Genomic DNA, 23768 nt, shown 5'->3' with positions numbered 1-23768 from the left:
GGCCCCTTGCATCGCAAAGAAATCTGCCCTACCCTTCGCCAACTGGCTAAGCGGCTCGAAGAGCTTAAGGTGAGCCAGGGTATGCCTCCCCGGCCGAATCGCCTTCTGTGACACCAGCATCTGAGCTATTGAAGCTTACGTATTGCTCTGGTTCTAACTCGATATTGGGGGGGCGCAGATATCGGAGTTAGCCATGATCGACCAAGATCAGTTCAGTTCTTTCGTAAAAGCCCTACACCTGTACCTCAAGCAGTACCACGGTGATTTCAGCGGCAGCCTCAGCGCTGTTCGTGAGCTTGTGTCCCGCGCAATTGCCGACATGCCCAGCAATCGGCTGATCGTCAGTCTCAAGAACTCCCCAATTCCCTTCGATAGTATGGCATTCGAGAGGTTGACCTTCGCCCTGAAGCAGACCCATGGCATTTCTATGCCAGCAGAAATGTGGCGCTGGCCGCTTCCCCAGGCGTTCAAGCTTACCCCGGCAGAGCGCACTGAAATCTGGAAAACTGCGCTCAATAGCACGCTGAGCAAGGCGAAAATCGACGGCATGTGGCGCGATGGATATGTCAACGCTGAGCCCTATATCAAGCCCATGGGGGAAGGTAAATGGGGGGTGTGCAACCGTTCTCCAGTCCCATTCTCGCTGTGCCAGGACGTGTTCACTTCCAAGTGGATCGCTCGACGAGACGCTGATAATTCCATTGCCGATGACGACACGGGCCGCCGGCCAGAGGATCGTTCATACCACGCAGGGCTTTCGGCGCTTTGGAAACAGGACTACCGCGCAGCCTTTAAACACTTTCAGGACGCCCAGTCGAAAGGGCACCCGATGGCGGCGTTCAACCTTGGCTGGATGTACAGTGAGGGGCTGGGGCGCAGTCCTGACTTCACCGCGGCAGCTGCGCTGTATCAGCAGGCAGCTGGCCTTGGCGTAGTCACCGCCCACCACAATCTGGGCCGGATGTACCTGGAAGGGGGCAACAACTTCGCCAAGAGTATCCCGGATGCTATCCGGCATTTCGAGCTGGCCGCCGAGGGGGATATCGCCGCGTCGATCGGCTGCCTAGGAATGATCTACCTGAATGGTAATGGTGTACCCGAAGACCGAAATCGCGCCATCGACCTTCTGTTACGGGCTGCCCACCTGGACGACGACCACAGCATCAATACGGTGGCGACCATACTCGACCACCAAAATGGTGGCGCATCCACCTCAGAAACCTTTGCTCTCTACCGCAAAGCAGCGCGCTCTGCTCGGGCACTCAACCATGTTATGCCGATTTTCAACCTGGGGCTTTGCTTCCTGTACGGAAACGGCGTAACCAAGGATGTAGCGAAGGCACGCCGACTGTTCCGCATAGCCGCAAAAGCAGGCGATGCCGATGCGGCTATGAACCTGGGGCTCATGCACCTCAACGGAGATGGCACGCCAGTGGACGCGGATGAAGCACAGCATTGGCTTGCCGTTTCCGCAGACCGGGGAAATGGGGACGCGCTCAATGTGCTCGGCACCATCGAGTTCAACGGCCAGTTTGGCGCGCCGAATCATCACCTCGCGTGGCTTCTTTTCTCGGAGGCTGCCCAAATGGGCTCGATCATGGGGCTAGCCAACCAAGCCCGCTGCTTGGTGACCGGTCAAGGGGTCGAGCAGGACGTTGAGCTTGCATGCCTGCTGCTTGAGCAGGCAGAAGCGCAAGGGCATCCGCTAGCCCGTGAGATGCGCCTTCAGTGGGAGGCTCAGGCATGAACTCGTTCCCCCTGGACACCGATTTCGAAGAGAGCCTCAGCTGTCATGACTGCGGTTGCGATTTCTCACTGGATGACTTCGAGTTCGTTGACGCCGAATTCGATGAAGCCGGGTGTCGCTGCCCTAACTGCCAGCTACACGCCGACCTGCAGGGCCACCCTTGCGACTACTGCCCGGAACCAGCAGCACACTCGTTAGGCTCGACCTTCTACTGTGAAGAGCACTTTGAGGATCTAGTGGGCGACTGATCGCCTTTAGGTTAGTGATGCCAAGTCAGCCACCTCCCATGCAGATGGGAGGTGGCTATATCATCGACCATGCCTGCAAGAGCATGCCAGACCGCCTTCACACCTTCCTCTGGCCATCACGTCGGATCGAGATAGTGAGCCCTCTCAAAATCGCCTTCCCGATGAGGCCCCACATACAGCAGGAAAACGTAATAGCCTGACGGCAGCCCCACCGCCTGATAGTAGATCCGAGGGCAGTTCTGTGGCTTGGTTGCATCACCTTTCTTCAGGTGGATACAGGACGTCCCCTTGTGTACTGACTTCCCCCCCTGAAAAACCTCTAGCTTGATGTTGTCACCGCCAGACTGCGCCAGGTTCAGCTTCCTCGCGAGGAAGAATTCCTCCATCGTCCCTTCGGTTTGCCCCTGCAGTCCGATGATTTCCACCAGCGCATCGATACCGTCCCTGACGAATCGATACCGCTGCTTGCTGACCTCATCGCAGGTATCGATGGCATTGGCCACCACGACCAACCCCGGACAACTTGCTACGGCATCAGCAATGTAAGCAGAAGGGGTTTCCGGCTTTTCTTCGCCCCCGATTGCCTCCAACAGCAGTCTAGTGATGGTGGATGCCTTCGGTTGATCAAACTGCTCATTTTGCTTCAGGAACGGCCAGCCGTCTTTTTCCTGATCGAAACAGACAACTTTCGCCCCCATCTCCGACATTTCTACGATGTTATCAGCAACATCTTCGGGGAGCAGAGCGTACGGAAGAACAAAAATTCGCGCGTCGTCGAATCCCTCACCAACCGTTTTGCAGTACTCCCACAGTGCATGGATTGCGAAACTGGGGTGCGGTAAAAGGACGTATTCCCCCTGATTCCCCCAGCCACAGGGAATGATGTGAGCTCTCATCTGCCGCTTGAGCACCTTGCTCTCCACGCGACTTTGCTCACTTTGGGGCAGGCCAACAATAAAGACATTGGTCATCCCGGCAACCCCTTCTTACAGGCGGGAGTTGGCGAGTACGCAACCTAGCAGTGCAGGAATTGCGATAGATACAATTTCCTGTTCAGTCATCATGCCCAGCAGCTTCTGCGCCTGTTCACGGGGACTGAGCTGCCCTGACGGTGCCGATGCCGCCGTTTCAGCCGGTTCTGCAGGTCGATCGAATTGGAAGGTAAACAAAGGGCTCAGCGCGACACGATGCTCGCCCGCCCAACTCTGTACGACCTCTGTGACTCGTTCCGCACGGTAGCGCTTCCACTCGGACTGACGCTCACCCAGAGCACGCCCGAAAAGCACACTCAACTGGCTAGAGTAAGGCTGCTCAAGCAACTGAGAAAGCGAGGTGGCCTCTGCTTCAGGAAAGCTACTAATTGCAAGGAATTGCTGCATCCATGACAACTGGGTCTGAGCATCGATTCTAGGAATTTCCACGAAGCGTTCTGGAGCCTCAGCAACCAAGGCAACGTTAGCGGAGTCAGTATCCAAGAAATGCAACACCTTGCCACTGACTCTGTCCAGATAGCGTTTTCGGTGTTCGTTGAGGTGTGTAAAAGCTTGCCACACGTCGCCACGAATCAGCCGGACGGGGAGTGGCTTATCTGCGACCGCATGAGAGGTGTCGTGCTGACTTGGCGGGAAGCTTGGGGAGGCTGCCGGCTGATGCTTCAGCGTGATCTGGATATCACCGCCTTCGGGCGGTTTTTCAACCATCAGGTAATCGCCGAACTCGGCAACTAGAAATTCTGAAAATTTCCTGAAACCGAACTGCTTTTCGTCGAAAGCTGGAAGACCTGCATTCAGGAGGGTACGATTCAGTCGTTGCTTGAGTCGAGCGCCGACCTCTGAGGGCCGATCCGAGAGAAGCTCCAGGATGGCAGTATGAAGGTATTGCAATTCCATAAATTCTCCAGGCAAAGAATCGATACTCACCACAAAGTATATGGTGAGTATCGTCAATTCGTTTTTTTGCCCGGTTTCATAACTGTTCGCATCGTCATCTGGAAAGCGAAACCGTGGAGAACACGATCCAGCACACTGGCAATGCTACAGCCCTTGAGAACGAGTGGATAGGTTTTGTTACCCAATGATCTCGCGGTAGCCCTCCAAAGCATGCACGTGCCAGCCTTGGAGCCGTGAATCAATGGTACGCAATGCGTGCTCAACGCGTCAAATCTATTTTGGTACAGTGATACTGTACGTTGCAAACCATGTCTGCGTCCCGGCGGAAAAATCTCAAGGTCGCCCCCCAGCAGTATTGTCACTGATGCGGAATTGACCCTACTGCCGGCGCAACGCTGACCCAGCAGCAATCAGCTGACAGTCAGCGCCAATAATGCTTTACGAAGCAGAAGCTTGGGTCAGTGTAATTTCGGTAGTTGGGTCAATTCAGCATCAGCAGCAACATTCTAACCTTTTCGATTAAAAAAATAACGGTATGACTCAATCAGATGGCGTTTAGCCAGTTTGGGTTGATAAGATTGCGCTCTGAACACATCAAACCTGTATATCAATACAGTATCGTGGATTTTCCTGGCCAGGATGGCGAAGTTTGCTACTCACTGGCCAATCTTGTTTTCCAAGATTGGAGTTGCTGTGAACGCGAAGCTCGATTTTGACGCATCAAAGCTCTACGAAGCCCTGAAGTACCAAATCCACGTAGCGATCGACTACTGCCATACCCTTGATAAGGACGATGTCCTTTGGATCGAGGTGTTTGGCGATGTCACCGTCGAAGGCCGTGATCAGGTTGAGGTTAAGGAGTACAGCGACAGCCTGACCGACAGTCATGAAAACCTCTGGAACACCCTCAATAACTGGCTAAAGCCTGATTTCAATCATCAGCAATACGCCAACCTGATCCTGCTGACGACTCAGGCCTATGGTGAGCGAGCAGCTATCAAAGATTGGTATCAGTGGAATACTGATCAGCGTCTGGCTGCGCTGCAAAGTATCCTCCAGGATGCGGAGGCTCGCTTCGAAAAGGCCAAGCAGGAGAAAGAGGCAACTGCTGACCAAAGCGAGGAAGGTGGAACAGGAGGAAAAACTCCAGGGCCTTCTAAGGCGCTGACCCTGCAGCGCAAGGTGATGGCAAAAGCCATGCGTGAGTCGCTGATGGAGGCTCTGCCCAAGGTCAAGATCATCACCGAGCAACCTGACCTGCTTGGCTTGATCGCCAGGTACAAGAGGGCCCATCTTAAAAGCATCCATGAGCATCGCATGGACGACTTCTTGAATGACCTCTTTGGCTTCATGACCAGCGCCGTTAAGGTCACAGAAGGATGGCGGTTCACCACCGCGGAATTCGACAGCAAGTTCACAGAGCTCACCGCCCGCTACCTGATTGGCTCGGTGAAGTTTCCCCGTGTCAACACTGAGGAGATCGAGCGGGAAGCTGCTGAGATGAATGTGCGTGACCGCATTTACGCCCAAAAGCTAGATGAGATCGGGGGCGAGGAGGAGCTTATTCTTGAGGCAACTGCCGATCTGCTTCATGCCCACGACTACATTGCCGAGCTCATCAAGGACTGCACCACGTCACAGAGCGACGTGGAAAGCTACAGCAAAAGCCATATGCGCACCCATAGTGCCAGCAGGGCAAAACTGATGATCGGTTGCGACGAAACCTGGTCGGATTCGAAACTGAAGCAGGAATCCCTCAAGTTCTATTACGCGCGCTGTGAATTGGATGTCGTGGGCTTCCGAAGCTACGAAGACACGCCCGTTGAATTCCGCAATGGCATCTACCACATGCTCGCAGATGCAGTGCCCGCAAGCTCAGCGAAGGAGTTTCACTGGAGGCTATGGAAATGAGTGCAAAACCCATTGAACACCTCTTCACGCTTCAGCGCTCCCCCATCGCACTGGCACCGGTGATCCACAACTTCTTCGCCCATTCCGAACCTAGGGAACGTGACCTGCTATTGAGCTATCTGGTGCTGCCCATGGTGCTGTACCCGGCCATGCAGACGTACCTGCTGACCGTGAGGAAGACCAGCAACCTGCGCACACTCTGCAAAGAGCAGTCGCGGCTGGTGGGGCTCACCCACAACACCCAGCAGTTCAAATCCCTCACAAACGCCGCTCTGCTTGTCCTTCAAGCAGAGCAAAGTATCGAAATCACCGACGACCTAACTGTTAAGTCGATCGGGGACGTCAGGGCGTCCAATACCAACCCCAAACAACTTGAAGCCGCCCGCCGGCTTTCCATGGTCTGCGCAGAGGCAGACGTCGTTTCCATCTACAGGACGTTAGGATTCAAGTCTCTATGAAATGCTTTCTGCGGTACATCGGCGTAGTCGACACTCAAGACAAAATTCACAAGGTGCGACTGGAGCCTGGGCTCAACGTCATAACTGGCAAGTCATCCACTGGCAAAAGTGCGATCCTGGAAATATTCGACTATTGCCTCGGCAGCACCGAAGACACAATTCCGGTGGGCACGATCACTGAGCGCGCCGAGACCTTTTTCATCGCATTGCAATTTCCCAGCTACTTCATTGTGGCCGCACGCAAGAAAAAATCCGACCGCTGCTTTTTGCTTGAGGTGCAAGGCTCCGACCCAGATCGATTGCTTCAACTAATCGAGCAACCCAAGGCCTTCTTCGATCCCAAGCACTACATGCCACTGGCAGACTTCAAGAAAAGCCTCGGGCGCTATTTTGCGATCACGCTGGAAAACATCGACGAAGACCCGTACCTGAAAGCGGCCGGTCGCAACAAATCTGCCACTCCATCGGTACGCAGTTTCTCCTCCTTCATGCTCCAGCATCAAAACCTAGTGGCCAACAAGCACGCGATTTTCTACCGCTTCGATGAGAAGGAAAAACGTGACCAGGCGATCAATCACTTCAAGATTCTGATGGGACTTGTGGACGAAGCTTATTTCGATCTGTACCGGGATCATGAGGTTGCCAAGCACGAGCTCAAAAAAATTCAGGCGCAAATTCCCAAGCAAGCTCAGCGCAAAGATGCTGCGATCGCTCGTTACAACCGTTACCTAACCGAGTTCAAGTCCTTGGCAGGTCTTCCTCTAGTCGATGCAACGGCTGAGGACATCTACAGCAAACCCGCGACGATGCTGAAGATGATTTCCGGGCGTTCTGTCAAAATCGACGTGCTCTCAGATCAGGTTGAAATGCGTCGGGCTGAACTTCACTCTCAACGAATTGCTGCGCTCATCGAAAAGCGCAAGCTGCAGGGACAGATGAGACTGGTCACGGAGTCTCTGACTTCTGCAACACAATTCAGCTTGAGCATGACCGCTGAGACACTGCCCGATTCCATTGAGCTGTCCGAAGCTCATTGCCCGCTTTGCGAGGCCCACACCAGCACCCCCGCTATGGAAGCCAACAAGCTCGTAGGTGCTATCGAGTGGTTGAATGACGAGCTCAAGCTGTCCGCCTATGCCCGGGAGAGTTTCGCTGTAGAGCGCCGAAACATTCAGGACGCGCTCGATAAGGCTAACGCAGAGCTGCGTCGTATCCAGACCGACATCCAGCCACTTGATGAAGAAATTGCCAAGCTCAAGACATCCAAATCGATCGATGAGCAGGCAACCAAGGCCAAGCTTCGGCTTGAAATCGCCATTCAAGATCAGTTGGACAAACCTGAGTCGGAGCTGGCGACTGAAGAAAAAAATCTGCGCACTGAGGTTGATCGCCTGGCCGGTCTACTTGAGAAATACGACATCAAGGACAGGTTAAAAACGTTAAGCAATGAGATCGACGCCAAGATGTGTGAGCTTGGCAACCACTTCGATTTCGAGGAAACGTACAAACCTTCGAAGCTGCGCTTTGACGTTGAAACGTTCGATCTTTGGTATCAGCTGAATCAGAACACTCGGGTTTACCTACGCTCGATGGGCAGCGGTGCGAACTGGTTGTACTCTCACCTCGCCTTGTTCATGTCCCTGCACTACCAGTTCGCGGCGCTGTCGAACAAAGGGTGCAAGATCCCACCAATCCTGTTCCTTGATCAGCCCACCCAGGTGTACTTCCCTGCCTCACTGGATGACGCAGAGGATTTCGATGCTCAAGAGCTTTCAAAACAGGCCAAGCGTGAAGACGCAGTCGACGCAGACATGAGTGCTGTGACCAACATGTTCACTCAGTTGGCCAAGTTCTGTGATGAAACTGGCAAGAAGACAGGCGTAACTCCGCAAATCATCGTCTCGGATCATGCAGATAGACTGACCCTAGGCGAAGGTTACAAGTTTCCGGACTATGTCCGGGCTACATGGAGAACGCGGGGCTTCATCGCCGACTAGGAGTCTTCATCCTGAAGGGGAGTACTCCCCCGTTTCTTGATCAGGCCATAGTGGTTGGTGCATCAATCATTACGCCTGAGACCTTTGGGGACGAAGTCCTTAACAACCACGTCTGTTCTGGCGTGGTGTGGTGTGGTGTGGTGTGGTGTGGTGTAGATACGCTATACACTTCTCAATGTACGGACATCACAAAGCCAGGGAAGCCAGGGAAGCTAGACCATGAGCATCGACGTAACTGCACCAGCGCCGAGGGCTTTCTCAGAAAGCGACACGCGCACGATTGAGATGTCACCCTCCGGTTACCTAGAGCAGATACTTGATCGAGAGCTCAAGCTCACGCTCCACGGCATCGAGCTGGGGTCCGAGCGAGATGACTCCATGCGTCAACTCACTGACACCGCAGCAACGCTTTACGATGGCCGCATTCTGCGCGAGCTTATACAGAATGCGTACGACGGCGCTGGTGAAGATGTCGATGCCCATATCCTGGTGAAGCTGGATCTTGCCTCTGCCCCGCACGCGATGCTGGACGTCTGTAACACTGGCAATGGATTCTCCCGGGCCGATGTCGACTCAATCGTGAATCCGGCAAGAAGTAGAAAGCAGCCCGGAAACTCCATTGGCCACAAAGGACTTGGATTTCGCAGTGTTACGTTGATCAGCCATGATCCTCAGATCTACTCATCTCAAGCTGAAAATAAGGCAGCGCAATTCGACGGGTTCTGCTTTCGATTTGCTGATGAGCAGGCCCAACGCGAGCGACTTCTGCATCTAGCTGAACCCGACCTTGCGGAAAGGGCGGTCGGCAAGACTCACAGCTTGCAACTGCCGCTCGTGATAAATAGCTTCCCCGATGACATACAGGACTATGCATCGCATGGGTTTGCGACAGTGATAAGACTGCCGTTGACCGACCGTATGGCCGCCTCTCGCATGGAAAAGGAATGGCAGTCACTTTTTGATGAGCGTGCCCCGCTTAATCTCTTTCTACCTAAGCTCACCAAGCTCGTATTTGAAAAAATTGACGCGGACGGCACTACTTCGCGTCGTGTGTTAACGCGTCGTCGGTACCCTCTGAATCGCCCTCTGAAAATTGACAATCTTGAGATAGAAGAAATCGTTATCGACGATCGCTCGTACTTGTTCATCAGCCGCGTCGTTGATCCGCCGCGGTTTTTAAGAGCAGTGGACGCTGCTGTCGAACAACGTCATAAAGTAGAGAGGTGGCGAAATTGGGCAGGCGCGCCCACGGTCAGCATCGCGATCCCCCTAGGGTTCGAGGTTCCGGAAGGTCGCTACTATGCTTTTTTGCCAATGGAAACCCCCTGTCCTTTTAACGGTCATTTGGATGCTCCATTTTTTCCAGACCCCGACCGTAAGGGCTTAAGTCTGGATAACGCCCTCAATCAAGAACTGGTCAAGGTTGCAGCGGAGATGTGCCTTGACCTGATATATGGTGTAGCTGCTGCCAATATCAATCTTGTCTCATACATACACGCCGCTGTAGACGCCATCACATGGGGACCCGCAGACCACGTCTTGACTGCATTTCGAGCTAAAGGGCTGGCGTATAAAACGCTCCCACTTCCAACGATGAGCGCACCTGGCAGCGATGCAAGATGGGCAACCCTTGACCATGTTTTTGACTGGCAAGACGACCAATACAAATCACTGCGTGCGATTTGGATTGCGAAGGTTACAGGCGCTTTTTTACTGCGCCGCAAGCTGGGAGCCAGGCGGGTTGCCGCCTTGCGCAGCCTTGCTAATGATGTGGGACTTCCGCTTGAGCCGGAGAACGATCGCCTCGCAAAGTGGGTACCGTTACTCGCTGCCGACCTTGAACGCCAACGCAATGCTACAGCTGCGAGTTGGGAGGATTTCTATACCGACCTGAGCGAGCGCAAGGACATTCTTGAGCAGCTTCGGGGCAAACCCATTTTTAGAAACGAAGCTCGCAAACTTGTGCGAGCCGAAGGCGCTAAATCCGTAGCAGGCGAATCGGTTCAGTTTTTCATCAATGCCGCCCCTGGGCGTGTTACCAAGAAGAAAAAGCGCCTGGATGACGCCGGTGTTTTTCCTCCGAGCTGCATAACCAAGGGCCTCGAGTTCGCCGACCCGACGCTTGCCTGGTCCGCCGATGTGGTCTCGGCCTTCGTCAACGCGGGGCTTGCTTCCGAGTTTCGCCTTATCAACTTGATTTCAAGATTGGCAACACTCCTGGGAGCTCGCCCTCGTGCACGCGACGCCTTGTCGGTGCTCAACTGGGCATTTAGAACATGGAAGCAAAATCGCACCCCGGATTTCGACCAAGCCCTTCAGACTGCTGGACTCTGGGTACCCTTAGCCAGCGGCGGAATTGGCAAAGCGAGCCTTGCCTATTTCTCAGTGGGATGGCGCGACACGCTCGGTAATTTGCTCACTGACCTGTGTAAAGAGGCAAGCCACGACAAGCAGATTGCTGGGATCGCGAAGACGATGCTTCCTGATTGGAATAAATGGAAAACCGGTCCGGGGGAAAGTGCTCAAGACTGGCGGGACTTTTTGAAAATCGCTGGTGTGCAGGACGGACTTTCCTGGAGCAAAGGCGCCGCTGTACGAATGGACTCCTCAGCCTGGCGAAGCTTGAGATATGGTTTTTTACCAACACAGAATTTCGAACTGGAGATGGGGATTTGCTGGCGCAAAGCTGTTGCTCTGTCACGAGACCTCGGCTACCAAAGCGGTGACTACGTTACGAATGGTATCCCCCACCTATACGGCCAGGCGAGTTACGACACAATGAACGGAGCTGCCCGCTTAGCATACGGGCGACTGATTATCCAAGCGCTCACAAAGATTCCAGCCGAAGCTATGGTGACAGCGCTCTCCCGCCGCGGTGCCCGTTCCGACTACATCACCTGGCCTAGTGCAATCACGGCATTTTTGAAGTCGACTGCTTGGATTCCCGCATCGACTGCAGAAGAGTTTGAAGGGCTAACTTTACGTCAGTGTTGGTTAGGCAGCAGGAGTGACATTCCGCGTTTCGTACCGCGACCAGAGCGCATGGTACGAGAACTGATAGAGAGCAACCGTCACCTGCAAGAAATGTTGTCCGGAAAGTTGAATGTACCCGCTTGGTCGGACCCAAAAAGCGCGCCCCAACGTATCGCCGCACTTGGTGAGCTGCTGGAACGCGGTATATCAGAGGCCTTTCTTGATGACTTTCGGAAAGCCTACCGTGAGGCATGGACACAGTACGCTCAACTCGACTGGAGTCCTGCGCTGCCTTCAATACTCGTAATCCCTAAGGACACTATTGATGGCTTAACGGCTGTGACACTCAACAAAGCCACCCCTCTCGTTGAGACGATCTATGTTGATGATGGAACGCGGCCCACATTTCAACAAATTTTGGCTTCTTTCGGTCGAATCACCGTTGATGTGGGCACTGCTGCGACTGTGAGCTGTATTAAAGCGTTGGCAACGTCTCTGGGATGCAAAGCCCAGCCAATTCGTGAAGACTCGATATCCGTTGCTACAGATGGTGTTCCTTTCTCTCCGAGCGCAGCAGATGAGTTGCTCGTAAGCAAAGATTGTGAATGGATCGCTGACCTCGCTGTTCTGGTTCTCGAAGTAAGCTCAAATCTAAGCAACCAAAACACCCTTCGAGCCCGGCAGGCGCTGGGAGGGGCTATCCGTCGAGTACGGCTGCGTTTTGTTCGAGAAATTACTGTTTCGATAGATGGAAGTTCAAGCTCCCTGCCAGAGGAGCTTGACGGCATACTTCCAGTTGCCAACGAAGAATATCCAACGGTTCTGTGTGAGGGGCAGTTTTTGAATTGGTCCACCCTGGCCATGATCGCGTCGGCTGTGCCCGCGGCGATAGGCAGACCGGGATTAACGGACGCCTTTCGCCTGACATTTTCTGCTTTTGGCAACGAGATGTCGCGGGACGGTCATGAGCTGAAAGCGCCTTCGGACTTGCAACTCGCACGAGCACTTGGGCGACCCGTCTCTCGGATTACCGAGCTGAGGCGATCTCTTCGTGCGACCACGCCGCGCTTATTGGAGTATTTGATCCCGTCCATCCACGCCATGGGGTATACCGACCTGGCTGCAATACTGATCGAGCGGACCGACGAATTCAGAGATGATTCCGACGTGATGGCCGTTATTTCTGGTTACGGTATACCCTCCGACCAAGCCGAAAGAATCGTCAGCGCCTGCCGAGACGCCGACACACTTAGCGGCCTACGGCATGAGCTAGGGCTTGAGTTCAACATACTGAACGCGAGCCTAGTTGCGCTTGGTCGATCTCCGCTGGAGTTCAAGAAAAGGTTAACGGAGCGTTTCTCCTCCCGCGTTGAGCATCGGCGTGCTGAAGTTGAGCGAGCCGTACGGGATGCGTACACCCAATCCATTGAAGCAGACGGAGCCCTTCAGGCCTATCGCGAAGCAGTCGCTTTGAAATGGCTCCACCTACCAGATGATTGGGTGGAACGATTCGATGATATTGATACACAGCAGGTAGATGAGGAAATCGATAGACAGGTAACCCTCCGCCTTGGTGCAGGCCCTTTTCCCAATGGCAGTCCCATCGACGGCGTCCGCCAGCACAACCGCCAACTACTCACGCGGATTGCGGAACATTTGCAACGTTTGGTCAGAGCTTGGGCGAAGTGCAATTCGACGCCACTTGATGAACTTTGGTTGCAAGGACCTGAACGCCTGATTCGAGCTGCCCTGTCATCCGGTACGCTTGACTTCGAGTCCCTCAACGAGAGATCCGTCCCCTCCGCACTTCACCGAGCGAGCCTCTGGCCAAATCAAATGCCGGAAAGCCTGGACACTGTTGCGCTCGGTCTTTCCGATCGTGATCTGGCATTCGAAGCATTAGAGGAGCGTGAACGAGAAACGCGCAGACAGAAAGAACGTCGTAGTCTGCAGTTTGGGGAATTAGAAATCGATGGTGGTACTCAGGGTTGGTATGATGCAGTTGCGCAAGCCATGCAAGAGACTCTTGCGAGTGGAGGATTCAAAACGCGGTCCGGTCCTGCGGCATTACAAGTCTTTGGCCCTCGAACTGCCCCTAGACCGACTAAGCGCGGCACAAGCAATCGAGGTGATGATCCACAGTATTTGAGTCAAGAACAACGCGACCTCATCGGTTTCGCCGGGGAGCTCGCCGCCTATCAATATTTACGCAATAAACATCGAAATATGCGGCCCGAATACTGGGTATCTTCGATGGGCCGCAGGTATCTAGGGCTTCCGCCAGAAAGTGATCAAGGATTCGACTTCAAAGTATCGGACGCGAAAGGCTTCATTCATTACGAGGTCAAGGCGCATGTCGCGGATCCAGGACACATCGACCTAGAGCGCTCTCAAGTAACTGCGGCAGTAACGATGCGCCATGATGGAACCAACCGCTGGCGTATTCTCTATGTCGCGAACGTACGAGGTCCTAACGTCGCAGTTTATGAGCTGCCCAATCCATATTCCCTAGGTGCAAGTCGGCTATTCCGGGAAAGTCATCAGCAGGGTGTCCGTTTCACTGTCATGCGTGAATAGCAATTGCCCGGTGAGCGCATGCGCAAATTATTCTGTTGGAGTTGGCTCGCCAACCGTGAGCCAAACTTTGAATTGCCAACCAAGATGTAAGCATGCCAATCGCCCGCGCCCGCTTCCAGCTCGGCTCGAATGCCCAGATCCAGTAATCGTTTATAGATGGCAATCTCGCCAAGAAGGCCAGCCACCAATCGCTTCTCATTGAGTATCCCGGGGCAGGCCACGCGCACCGACCTTCTGCTAAGTGTCAGTGCCGACCTTCAGAGCACAGTTTAAAGCCTTGAACGGACGACCAGAGCTTTGAGCTATGGCGATGGTAGCCAGGCCCTCTGATCAGCAGTGCCATGTTTACGGAGAAATGACTGCATTGCATCCGAGACTGGTCGCTCAATATGAAAGTCTCCGTAGCGCTCAAGGAAATCGGCCCAGCGAGCCAACAACAAACCCCTCCGCCGATACTTCGGCGCGAACCATATCCAGTGCAGCGCCCACTGACCTTTGTGCGGGCCCGACGATTCAGGTAAAAATCCACAAGCGCCAGCGATCGTACCTTCAGCGTCTCCAGCGAAAAGATAACCGTGCCAACCCTCTGAGGCTGGACTAGTCGCAGAACCATCCCACTGAACTCGGTCGTAGCCAAACTCGCGCCTGAACGCCCTGGCTCGCTGCAAGACTTCCTCATGCATCCAAAGCGGGCTTGACGGATCAACGAGCTCCCCCTAGGGACGACAGCAAGCCGCTGCGCGAACAGAGAGTTCGGCAAGGGCTCGTAGAGCTGGCGAGTCCACTCATGCTCTGCGTGGTGGATGCGTTCGTCTACAGAGCTGTTGGTAAGGTAGCGATGCTTGCAGTAGTCGCAAATGACGAACTCCTGTGGTTTAGGTTCGCTGTAGTTAGGCCCACGAACTTCAAGCCGAATCGCAGCTTTTCCCCTCCAGGTCATTGCGAACTTATATCCCGAAGCGTCCTTGTGGTGGGTTACAGAGATATCCCCTTCCCCAGCGTTTGGATCAGCTTTGAGCACAAAGCACTGCTTTCCACGGTAGTGTCGGTACATCAGGACCGAAAGTTCACTGTTCGTCAGCAGCTTCTTCTCGTTGATTTCCGGGGTCAGGGCGGCGACCAACCTGCTCGGGTCTACCTGCAGGCCGAGATGCTCCATATCGATCAGCAGCCCTACCGTATCCACTGCCGTTAGCCCCTCATACCCACTCACTTCATCTTCAGGGTATTCCGGCTTGTAGTAGACGGTCTGCCTGGGAATCGAAAACGGATCAATCAATGCCTTGAATAGCCGTTCGATCGCGCTGTAGCGGCGGCGCTCAGTCAAGATCAGATAGTCGCCAAACTCTACAAAAGCCGTGACTCGATTGACCATGAGCTGACGCTCAAAGCGTGTCATCGAGTGGCTGCAGGATAGCGAGCGTCTATCCTCACTGAGGATACTGTAGAGCTCGGCAAGCGTGTTGCTCTCAATAAAACGGTCCATGAGCATCCAAAGGGAAGGCGAATGCAGCATCTTGCCAACCGTTCTCGGAGCACGCAATGCGCTTTATGCGCCAAGCACATAGCGTCATTGTTGCCGGCTGACTTCGCTGAATCCTTCTCGTATTTCGGCTGGTGGAGCGAAAAGCGTTGTGATCGGCCTAGTCAAAATCCCGCATTGATCTACATGCTGGGAGCACGGCAAACCGTTGGTTAAAGACTGTCCGTAAAGACTGCAATCTGGAAATGCGAAGAACCGAAAGTCCGCCCGTGGAGCTAAACGCTAGGTAAATCTAGGTCATCCACGATGGCGAACACACGAAGCGGCCAGGCGTACTCCTCAGCCGCTTTGTGGAATCAATTCTCTGGTTCGTTGACCAGCCAGTAAGCCTTCGCTGCCCCTCCCTGCCTCGCGTAACTGATACAGAACGCCATAAGATCACTCAGGTGAGCATTGATAGCCGAGCGGCGAATGCCAGGCTGAACGCCGATCACGGAAAACGTGAGCTTGGTGGCCGGTGTAGTTTTCAACAGCTGAGTAACGTCGGCTCTGTTGCCGCGAACAAAGTAGGAGGGTGATGTGTGCCTTGGAAGCATCCTATCTTCCATGTGCTGAACAATCGTCGGCACGTTGCAGTAATAGACCGACTTGACCAACTGTCCTGCCACCTCGTAGACATCACCCACACGGCCTCCACTTGGTGGCCCACCCGCACCTTTGCAGTGGTAGAAGCTGACGTTGACCTCATCCTCAGCATTCTTGGTGACGCAGATATAATCCGCGGCCTCCCCCGCCCTGTGGTCGTAGAAGAGTCCTTGAACATCCGGCAGGTTGACCAAGTGTCGCTCCAGGTGCTCCTGCACGGTCAGGTTTCCCGCGAGCAGGGCTCGCTTTCGCAACGTCTCGGGGGATTGATCCTGAGGTAGAAATTCGATGTGTATGCCACAGCCCCTCCAATCGATGATCTCTGCATCGCCAGGAGCCAAACGTTCGGTTTGCAGCAACGGTGCAGCCATCAAATTCATCCCCTCAAAGGATGATTTGTCGGCGGCATAGAACACTGGACTGTGCTCGCAGAGCCAGTCCGCCATTGCAACCCAGGAATCGTGGGCAGATTCGATTTCGATGGAGACGTCAGGATCCAGACACGTCACCATCCGTGCGTTTGCCAAGTGAAATCGCATTGGCACCACGCCGAAGGCGCTAACCAGCGAAAAGGCTAATTGCCCCGCCTGTAGGTCGCACTGAAAGTTCTGGATGTCCCACTCAACCAATCTCGAATATTGAACGCGCTGCTGGGTGGCAGCCCGAAAGCGGACTTTCGGGTTGTTTTTGAATCCGCTTTTAGGCCAGTTCGCCGCTATGACCACATCTGGTAACCGACTCAAAGGCTTGCTAGAGCGCACGATGTCTAACTGGGTTGCGCTAAAAGGCGCATTACCGGAGAGGCGTCCGTTCAGGGTTTGCACCCACTCAACGAAATCAAGGATCGAGAGGCGCTGATTGCTCCATATCCGGGAACTGCTGCTTGCGCCAATCGTTTCCTTGACCTGTCCATTCATACCGCTGCCGAAGAAGTGTCCTTGAGAGAAGACTCGACTGTCGCCAGCTGTCACCGCCCTCTCTGCCTGGGGGCCAGTGAGGGTTCGATAAGTCTCTCCCTGCGAGTTGAACGTCGTGTTCTTCAGCCCAACGTTGTAAAACTTGACCTCCTCCAAGCCCGCGCGCGCCCTGCTGGTCTGTTGGTAGCTAAGCGGTCTGCAGCCACCGGGAGAAATCGTGTCCATGATGCTGAGGTAAAGCTTTTCTGTTCGACGAGTCGACCCTATGTAGCAGAGTTTTGCCGCCTCGAAAAACATCAAGAGAAACACGTCGTGACGCACATCGATCAGAGCATCAGAGATGGCCCAATTAGGAGACGTCTCGTCTGCCGTCAAAACCAACGAGATTGTCCCGTCTTGCGTTCCCCACTGCTTCACAATCCGCAAATGCCGCCCAATCGTGGAGTCAAGGAGCCCAAAATTCGGTGGCTCGTCACACTCGAAAACACGTACATGGGCATATAAATTAAAAGACAGCGGCGAGACAGATTCGTAGTCAGATTCGGCAATCTTCCTCACGGGGAGCCTTTCCATAAACTCCTGCTCCTCCAGAGACCCCGCGAGTTGAGCGATCGCAGCCTCATCAATCATCTGCGCAAGATTTACGCCTTCCTTAAGAAGAGACGCTGTTGCCTCCTTGATACGGAAAGTTGGTGCAATCAGCGTTGGCGGGCCTGTGGTTTCGTCCACACGGGCGAAGCGTCCAATGAATTGAATTGTGGGCACCAGAGACTGGTGGGGAGCATGGAGCGCCGCCACCTTGAGTTTCGGAAAGTCATAACCCTCCCCGAACATATCCACGCAAACGATCGCGTCCAGCGCACCGGTGATTAGCCTTTCCTCAATCGCCTCCTGCTGACGTTTCGTAAGTTTGCTGCTAATGGCCTCGACCGCTATGCCCTGGCCTTGATAGAGCGGCACTAGATCCTGTGCGGCCTTGATAGTCCCTGCGCGCACAAACAGCCTATGATCGAACCCGTTTGCCCTGTCCTCGTTAAGCTGCTGAACAGCCGCCCGAGCTATGGCTTGATCAACGTGTTCATCATCGAGTTCGTCCTCGATCGGTGCCGCACAGAAGTTAATTGGCTCAAAGGCCCCCTCATCGACAGCCCGCATTACGGGATATCGATAAACGAGCTTCCCTGGAATCACGCGCCCATCTCGTCGAAAGGGCGTTGCCGTGAGAAACAAGAACCGAGCTTTTGTGAAGTGTTCTACGTAGGCCATCCAGGAATCGGCCAGGGCATGATGGGCTTCATCGAAGATCACAAGATCGAAGAGATCCGACGGCACACCAGGGGCTAGGTCGGGTGATGAGCTTGAAGGTGTAGAAACGACGACGTCGTAGGTTTGAAGCAATTGCCATTCTTCAAGGGATTGAGGACGGCCGATATGCAGGTGCACGTCGGGAAGCGGACAATCATCAGCCAGCGCACCAATCCGGCGGAGCGTGGACATGACCGAAATATGTGAATGCACCTGTTTTCTCAAGGCGCTTGAAGGCTCCACTATCAATACACGCGCCGGCCCCAGCAGCATGGGAAGTGCCATCATCAAGGAGGTCTTTCCATAGCCAGTGGGCAAACAGACGATGGCTGGGTCGTCCTGCACAGAAAAATGCGCCAAAACAGCGTGCAACGCACCCAACTGTCCAGGTCTGAATCCATGATTGGGAGTACGCTGCTGTTGAAACAGATTCAGCGTCCCCGCTTGCTCAACAAAAAAATTCGGCACCGCAATCCCTCCTTTGGATCCGATTGAAGCGTACTCCGGTGCCGTTTTTGTGCAAGTGGTAAGGGTGTGGTTTGGTTGCGGGGGCATATGAATTCAGCACCGACGACGGATAACCACCGGCCTGCAGAGATCATTTGTAGTGATCTAATAAACATGCGTCAGTTTATTCAGTGATCAAAAATAAAACGGCATTGAATGTCCCCCCTCCAACAAGCGCAAGAGAGTGAGTTAGATGGAATTAATGACAAAAAATCTTCCTATGAGAACGAAGTCCCATATAGTTGACGATCAAGCAACCGCTTTAGTAAAAAAGGCCGTTGCAAAAAAAGGCTGGATTTATAGAGACTTACCAAAAGACTACGGCCTGGATGCGGAAATCGAGATCGTCAAGAAACGAGGTTCAGTTACCGGCGCGCTTATACGATTGCAGATCAAAGGAACCGGGACGGATAGAAATAAAATCCGCCTGAAGTCTACGACCGCGCGTTATTTGTCTGTTTCGTTAATTCCCGTGCTACTGATCGACGTAAATGTCACTACCAGGGTCATTCGGGCGCTACCTGTCGAACAGGATCATTTGACCCCGAGTAAACCCACCGCAAAAACAATCTCTGTAAGTATGAAAGGATCCTTCCAGCTCAGTGAGGGATGGAAGGACATCAAGAAGATCGCCGTCGAACATCAAACGTCCACCTTAGACATCAACAGATATACACTTTATAACACTTCGGCCCAGCTGATTCGCTACATCGACCTGCTGATAAATTTCGGAGGGGACGCAGATATCATGCTGAAGTGGATGCGGGCATTTGCGCCCGACGATGCCTTAACATCCAACTACGGTTACGCAGTCCACTTACGAGGCCAGCTTAAAAATGATCCTAAACTTCTAGATCGGTTACGGCTCCTCGTAATGGATTTTTATCCGGAACTTGAGAAAAAAATCGACAAATCAATTGCATTGCAACGCTCTGGAGGCCTTTCAGAGCGAGCGAGGCAAGTAGTCGCCTTCAGCTACCCCCACAGCAAAAACTGAAGACTGCCTGACGAGCCGTCAACTAGGTCCATCCCTGCCCTCCATCGCCGAAATTACTGCGGGGGGACATTGGCACCCAGAAATCTTGCGCCCATATCCTCCGCAAGAGGTGAGGATTCCACCCAAAGCCAGTAGTTTTGTAGGGGTAAAAATGATCAGAAATAAAAAAGGGTCGCGAGATAAAATCTCGCAACCCCTTGATTTATATGGTCGGGACGGAGTGATTCGAACACTCGACCCCTAGCACCCCATGCAAGCGGACTGCTCTACAGCCCGCCAAACCAGAGGCTTCGCGCCGGGCGCTCGCTGCAACGATGCCCAACCGTGCGCAACCGTGTTTTACAAAGTCACTCGGAAAGTCACTGAGCCTTTTTGGCACCATCCCCGGCGCTCTGCCGATCTAACAATTCCCCTGCTACTCTGGTTTCTTCCACGGAGGAAACCAAAATGCCGAACTCAGATCTACTCCCTTCCCTGCTCGTCAAGATCAACGAAAATCAACTCGCGCTCGAAGCCGCCATTATGGAACTCACCCTTTGGGTCGAGCAGCGGGGATCCGCCGATGTCGCCGAAAATGTCCGAAGCTCTCTGGCCGCGCTCGATCGGAATGAAGAATTCATCAGAATGACCTTGGCTGTTTTGATGACGCCCGACTGACAGCTCGTCGCCTCAATCTCGCCCGCTGGCACGGCCTCGATTACTGTATATGCAAACAGTATTCAGTAAGGCGTGCCCGTGGAACCCCTCTATATAGAAGATACAGACGATTGGCTCGGCAACCCGACCCCGCTCGAAACCTGCCGACACCAGCTCAGGATGTACGAGAACGAATTCGAAGCGCTCACTCTCAAGCTTGATCGAGCGTTGGTGAATATCGAAGGCCTGGTCAGAGACAATGACGCGCTCACCCAGGAGAGAAATTCTCTCAGGGCAAAGCTTCAGTACGCCGAGGGGGATTTACTGAGCGAAAAGCGCAGATTTGCGGACGTCGAGCACAACAGGAACCATCTGTTCAATGAAAACCAGCGCCTGCTCAGGGAGATTCGCGACCGCGACGAGGAGGAATGAGCCATATCCTGGCTACGGCACGTCCTTGAAGAAGACGTGGTGACCGAGCTTTAGTGTCTGCTTGGCCTTCGCCGCCCAGGCCGGGGCCTTGATGCTGGTGGCGTAGTAGTGCGTGGCACCGCCGGTAGGATCGGGCACTTTCCCATCGATCACTTGGTCAGCCGCGATCCGGCACTGCGCCAGCTCGCGGAACGGAATCTGCTTCACGCCAATCAGGAACTGGTAGTTCGGGTCAGTCTTGTTCCAACAGCTGAACTGGTACTTCGCTTGGCACACGCCGGCGTAACCCTCACCCCACCACGATTTTTCCCTCCCATCAAACACGCGGTTGCGAATCGTCCAGGCCACGGCGATCTGGCCGGCAGTTCCTTCGCCGCGAGCCTCCCCCCACAGCGTGCGCGCCAGGATGTCTCGATCTTTTTCGGTTGCAGTCATCACTATCTCCAGGCACAAAAAAACCGCCTCATGGGCGGCCGGGTGCTCGTCATTGATCAGTTTGAAGTCGGTAACGGGTATCGCGCTTTGATCGCCGCAACCGATGTCACCCAAGGCGTAAAGTCAGGCTCAAGGCCTTGGCTCAATGCGTCGTAAGCGATCTCCAGACGCACCGGATCAGACTCCGCTTGATAGGCGGCGCGGCGCAGCGCGTAGACCGCGTCAAGTTCGGCCTTGAGCTGATCCGCTTTGCGCTGCTCGGCGGTGATGACTTTGCTGAAATCGATATTCATCGAGGCAGACTCACTTCGCCGTCAGGCGGGTTGGCAATATCAGCGGGGAAACATGCGGCTTCACTGGCGTCCGTGGTGATCGGTAGCGACAGGGTGATGATCAGTTGGCCGCCGACGCGCTCAACCGGCTGAGCGACGCGCGGGCAGCCGACCGCATCCGCAGGCAATGTTGCCCCGTCTGGCAAAGCCGTGAAATCGAACGTTTCGCCATCAATGGTGAGGGCATCCCCGAATTTGGACACCGTCATAACTCCATCCATGCGAATGGGTGAAAGTTTGATGATCATTTATTACTCCCGATTAAAACCATCGACCAACAGCCTGGAGGCGAGAAGCGCGTGCCGTCGCATCGCTGTAAAAGGCCACGCGCACCCAAGAAACATTTGTGGGGGTCGGAGGAGAGTTGAGACCGATTACACCGTTACCAGTGTTGGGCGTTCCCGTCACAACCGGCTCAGACCCGGCAACGAAAGCCGCCGGAAACGTCCACGTCGCAGGAACGCTGGTCCAACTGTTGCCTACAACCGTGCCAGCACCGATAGAACCGGTCGTGAACGTGCACAGCTGAGTTCCATCTGCAAATCGAACCCAGTTGCCGTTGGCATTGGAGCCGCTCTCGACGACATTACGACCGGCAAGCTGAAGTCCGACAGGAACGTTCAGTACGCCTGCATATGAGTAAGTCATGAACGGGCCGCCGGCGGTGTTGCCGGCATTCACTGAGCGCCAGCTGAAACCACCCGTCCCGCCACCCTGATTGCAGGTGAAGGACACAGCGCCCGACATGCCACTGCCATTTCCAATCTCGTTCCATCCAAGGAAGCCGCCGCCTGCTGAAGGCACCGCGCCGGCGGTAACGCGCAGCGAGTTGAAAGCGGGCGCGTACGAGCCGCCCGCAGAGGGCATTGCGCCGATACCGGCCAACAGCTCGGAATTGTTGTTCGCGGCGATCCCGGTTCCGCCCTTGCTCAACGGCAGAATGTCGTAGTTTCCGGTTGTGCCGAGGGCGGCCATTTTCGGGCCATAAGCGTTGACCCAGCTTCGCACCTCGTCACTCAAGGCTTTTTGGTAGCCTTGCACCGGAGCGACTGCATAGGTCGCATTCGACGCGGTTGGCCCAAGGTAAGGCGGGCTGATTGAAATCACCGTATCGCTCGCGACATTCGCAAGCTCATACAGACGCCCATCAGGGCCAATGAAGGCATCCCCAATCCGAGTATTTGCCGCGAAGGCAGTGTTTACGCCGGTCACGGTGCTTGAATTTTGGGTGACAGAAACCGTACCCAATCTGTGCCAGGGCATGGAAGCATCCTTTAAATTGATTAAGCGGCTTGTTTTGCGAAAACTGCCGGAAGGAAAAAAGCGAACGGATTTGATGCAGCAACAGTGATCGCGTAGAGCTTGTTGTTGGGAAAGTCCCACCAGCAGTAGAGGTTTCGGGGAATCCCACTGCCCGAAGTCATCGGCATGCCGAACGTGTTCAGGAGCATGAATTCGTTTTGTGGGAAGTCGAACGGAACCGAGTAATAGATGCGGGTGAGCCCTTGCGCATCGAGGTCATAGGTGACGTAGTTCCAGTTTTGGAAAGCCCGGGTGAACGTGGCATTTGGTGTTCCTGAATCGAACAGCAGTTTCCCAGCACCGTCCCACAAGCGCATTCCGTATTGAGCAACGGCCTGCGCAGCGAAGGCAGACACAAAATATCTTCCGTTGGGCTGAGCTGTGAGCGCGTTGTAGGCCCGAACATAGAACCCGGTCCAGTTGCCAGCCGATCCGATCAGCCTCATCTGACACAAGCCCGCAACCGCATTGACAGTATCAGGACGCACAAATACCAGCGGAGGCTCCTGCGAAGTCACTGGCTGTGCGAAATACGTCGTTGAGCCGAGCCCTCCCTCCTCCGTTGGTGCAAACCTCCCCGAAGAGATCACCATCAACCGAGAAAACTCGGAATCGAGCGTGACCACATTGTTGTTATTGCTGAACTCGAGACCATAACCCATCAGCCCCACCTCATTACAATAAGGCGCATTGTTCCAGACGAAACGTTGCTGGCCGCATAGGTGCGCGTGTGGTTGTAAACCCGAGCTACACCGTCGAGCATTTCAGTCTCAAACTGCATTTGGTTGACGTTGTACGTACCGTTCGGAATCACGATGGCTGTTCCGTTGCCGGGCCCAACACCAGGGACAGAGAAGTCCTGACTGCTTTTTGGCCCGACCGGAAAAGTTACCAGTGTCGACAGCACAACTCGAATCGTGAAAGAGTTTTCGTCTAGCTGGAGCGCCCCGTCGGCGCCCCAGATTCTCACGCCATAA

Annotated in this window: 19 protein-coding genes and 1 tRNA gene; 9 read left to right on the top strand and 11 right to left on the bottom strand. The window is 54.3% G+C overall.

Going from position 1 to position 23768, the window contains the following annotated elements; translation table 11 throughout:
- Positions 1-193: 193 nt before the first annotated feature.
- Positions 194-1747: a tetratricopeptide repeat protein gene (locus tag ACZZ0A_RS07165; protein WP_463542747.1), complete on the top strand. Its 1554-nt coding sequence runs from the start codon at positions 194-196 to the stop codon at positions 1745-1747.
- Positions 1744-1995, top strand: a complete 252-nt coding sequence (locus ACZZ0A_RS07160) for a hypothetical protein (RefSeq protein ID WP_463542746.1) — start codon at positions 1744-1746, stop codon at positions 1993-1995. The genes ACZZ0A_RS07165 and ACZZ0A_RS07160 overlap by 4 nt, the downstream gene beginning before the upstream one ends.
- Positions 1996-2111: 116 nt before the next feature.
- Here ACZZ0A_RS07160 and ACZZ0A_RS07155 read toward each other — a convergent pair whose 3' ends face one another.
- A complete protein-coding gene (locus ACZZ0A_RS07155) occupies positions 2112-2966 on the bottom strand; it encodes a hypothetical protein (protein ID WP_463542745.1) in 855 nt (284 codons plus the stop codon).
- A 15-nt stretch (positions 2967-2981) separates the two neighbouring features.
- Complete coding sequence (locus ACZZ0A_RS07150; RefSeq protein WP_463542744.1) at positions 2982-3884, bottom strand: UPF0158 family protein; 903 nt, start codon at positions 3882-3884, stop codon at positions 2982-2984.
- Between the two features lie 693 nt (positions 3885-4577).
- Between ACZZ0A_RS07150 and ACZZ0A_RS07145 the strand changes: the two genes are divergently transcribed.
- The 4 genes from ACZZ0A_RS07145 (at position 4578) to ACZZ0A_RS07130 (ending at position 13800) form a co-directional block, all read left to right on the top strand.
- Positions 4578-5795 (top strand): hypothetical protein, encoded by a 1218-nt coding sequence (locus ACZZ0A_RS07145; protein WP_124314854.1) that lies wholly within the window; start codon positions 4578-4580, stop codon positions 5793-5795.
- On the top strand, positions 5792-6253 hold the full coding sequence (locus ACZZ0A_RS07140) for a three component ABC system middle component (RefSeq protein ID WP_058546399.1): 462 nt from the start codon (positions 5792-5794) through the stop codon (positions 6251-6253). The genes ACZZ0A_RS07145 and ACZZ0A_RS07140 overlap by 4 nt, the downstream gene beginning before the upstream one ends.
- A complete protein-coding gene (locus ACZZ0A_RS07135) occupies positions 6250-8250 on the top strand; it encodes a DUF3732 domain-containing protein (protein WP_463542743.1) in 2001 nt (666 codons plus the stop codon). The genes ACZZ0A_RS07140 and ACZZ0A_RS07135 overlap by 4 nt, the downstream gene beginning before the upstream one ends.
- A 219-nt stretch (positions 8251-8469) precedes the next feature.
- Positions 8470-13800, top strand: a complete 5331-nt coding sequence (locus tag ACZZ0A_RS07130; protein WP_463542742.1) for an ATP-binding protein — start codon at positions 8470-8472, stop codon at positions 13798-13800.
- A 244-nt stretch (positions 13801-14044) separates the two neighbouring features.
- On the opposite strand, the gene ACZZ0A_RS07125 is transcribed toward ACZZ0A_RS07130, so the two are convergent.
- Entirely contained in the window at positions 14045-15286 is a 1242-nt protein-coding gene (locus ACZZ0A_RS07125; protein WP_463542741.1) for a hypothetical protein, read from the bottom strand.
- Positions 15287-15639: 353 nt separating this feature from the next.
- Entirely contained in the window at positions 15640-18618 is a 2979-nt protein-coding gene (locus ACZZ0A_RS07120) for a DEAD/DEAH box helicase (RefSeq protein WP_463542740.1), read from the bottom strand.
- Positions 18619-18850: 232 nt separating this feature from the next.
- Between ACZZ0A_RS07120 and ACZZ0A_RS07115 the strand changes: the two genes are divergently transcribed.
- Positions 18851-19654 carry a DUF4365 domain-containing protein gene (locus ACZZ0A_RS07115; RefSeq protein WP_463542739.1) on the top strand — a complete coding sequence of 268 codons (804 nt, stop codon included), beginning with the start codon at positions 18851-18853 and terminating at the stop codon, positions 19652-19654.
- Between the two features lie 207 nt (positions 19655-19861).
- Here ACZZ0A_RS07115 and ACZZ0A_RS07110 read toward each other — a convergent pair.
- Positions 19862-19930 (bottom strand) — tRNA-Pro (locus tag ACZZ0A_RS07110).
- Positions 19931-20101: 171 nt separating this feature from the next.
- Here ACZZ0A_RS07110 and ACZZ0A_RS07105 point away from each other — a divergent pair.
- Positions 20102-20311, top strand: a complete 210-nt coding sequence (locus tag ACZZ0A_RS07105; RefSeq protein ID WP_217850448.1) for a hypothetical protein — start codon at positions 20102-20104, stop codon at positions 20309-20311.
- Positions 20312-20389: 78 nt separating this feature from the next.
- Positions 20390-20722 carry a hypothetical protein gene (locus ACZZ0A_RS07100; protein WP_463542738.1) on the top strand — a complete coding sequence of 111 codons (333 nt, stop codon included), beginning with the start codon at positions 20390-20392 and terminating at the stop codon, positions 20720-20722.
- Positions 20723-20734: 12 nt separating this feature from the next.
- Here ACZZ0A_RS07100 and ACZZ0A_RS07095 read toward each other — a convergent pair whose 3' ends face one another.
- The 6 genes from ACZZ0A_RS07095 to ACZZ0A_RS07070 are packed head-to-tail and all read right to left on the bottom strand — an operon-like array spanning position 20735 to position 23761.
- Complete coding sequence (locus ACZZ0A_RS07095) at positions 20735-21157, bottom strand: cell wall hydrolase (protein ID WP_463542737.1); 423 nt, start codon at positions 21155-21157, stop codon at positions 20735-20737.
- 56 nt (positions 21158-21213) lie between these two features.
- Positions 21214-21450 carry a hypothetical protein gene (locus ACZZ0A_RS07090; RefSeq protein WP_463542736.1) on the bottom strand — a complete coding sequence of 79 codons (237 nt, stop codon included), beginning with the start codon at positions 21448-21450 and terminating at the stop codon, positions 21214-21216.
- Complete coding sequence (locus ACZZ0A_RS07085; RefSeq protein ID WP_034152671.1) at positions 21447-21737, bottom strand: hypothetical protein; 291 nt, start codon at positions 21735-21737, stop codon at positions 21447-21449. Before ACZZ0A_RS07085 ends, ACZZ0A_RS07090 begins: the two co-directional genes overlap by 4 nt.
- A 13-nt stretch (positions 21738-21750) precedes the next feature.
- Complete coding sequence (locus tag ACZZ0A_RS07080; RefSeq protein WP_463542735.1) at positions 21751-22752, bottom strand: phage tail protein; 1002 nt, start codon at positions 22750-22752, stop codon at positions 21751-21753.
- Positions 22753-22772: 20 nt separating this feature from the next.
- Positions 22773-23453, bottom strand: coding sequence for a hypothetical protein (locus tag ACZZ0A_RS07075; protein ID WP_463542734.1), 681 nt, complete (start codon positions 23451-23453; stop codon positions 22773-22775).
- Complete coding sequence (locus ACZZ0A_RS07070) at positions 23453-23761, bottom strand: hypothetical protein (protein WP_463544079.1); 309 nt, start codon at positions 23759-23761, stop codon at positions 23453-23455. Before ACZZ0A_RS07070 ends, ACZZ0A_RS07075 begins: the two co-directional genes overlap by 1 nt.
- Between the last annotated feature and the right edge of the window lie 7 nt (positions 23762-23768).

The organism is Pseudomonas sp. AC242 (genome assembly GCF_979258655.1).
This window is presented reverse-complemented; position numbering and strand designations above follow the sequence as displayed.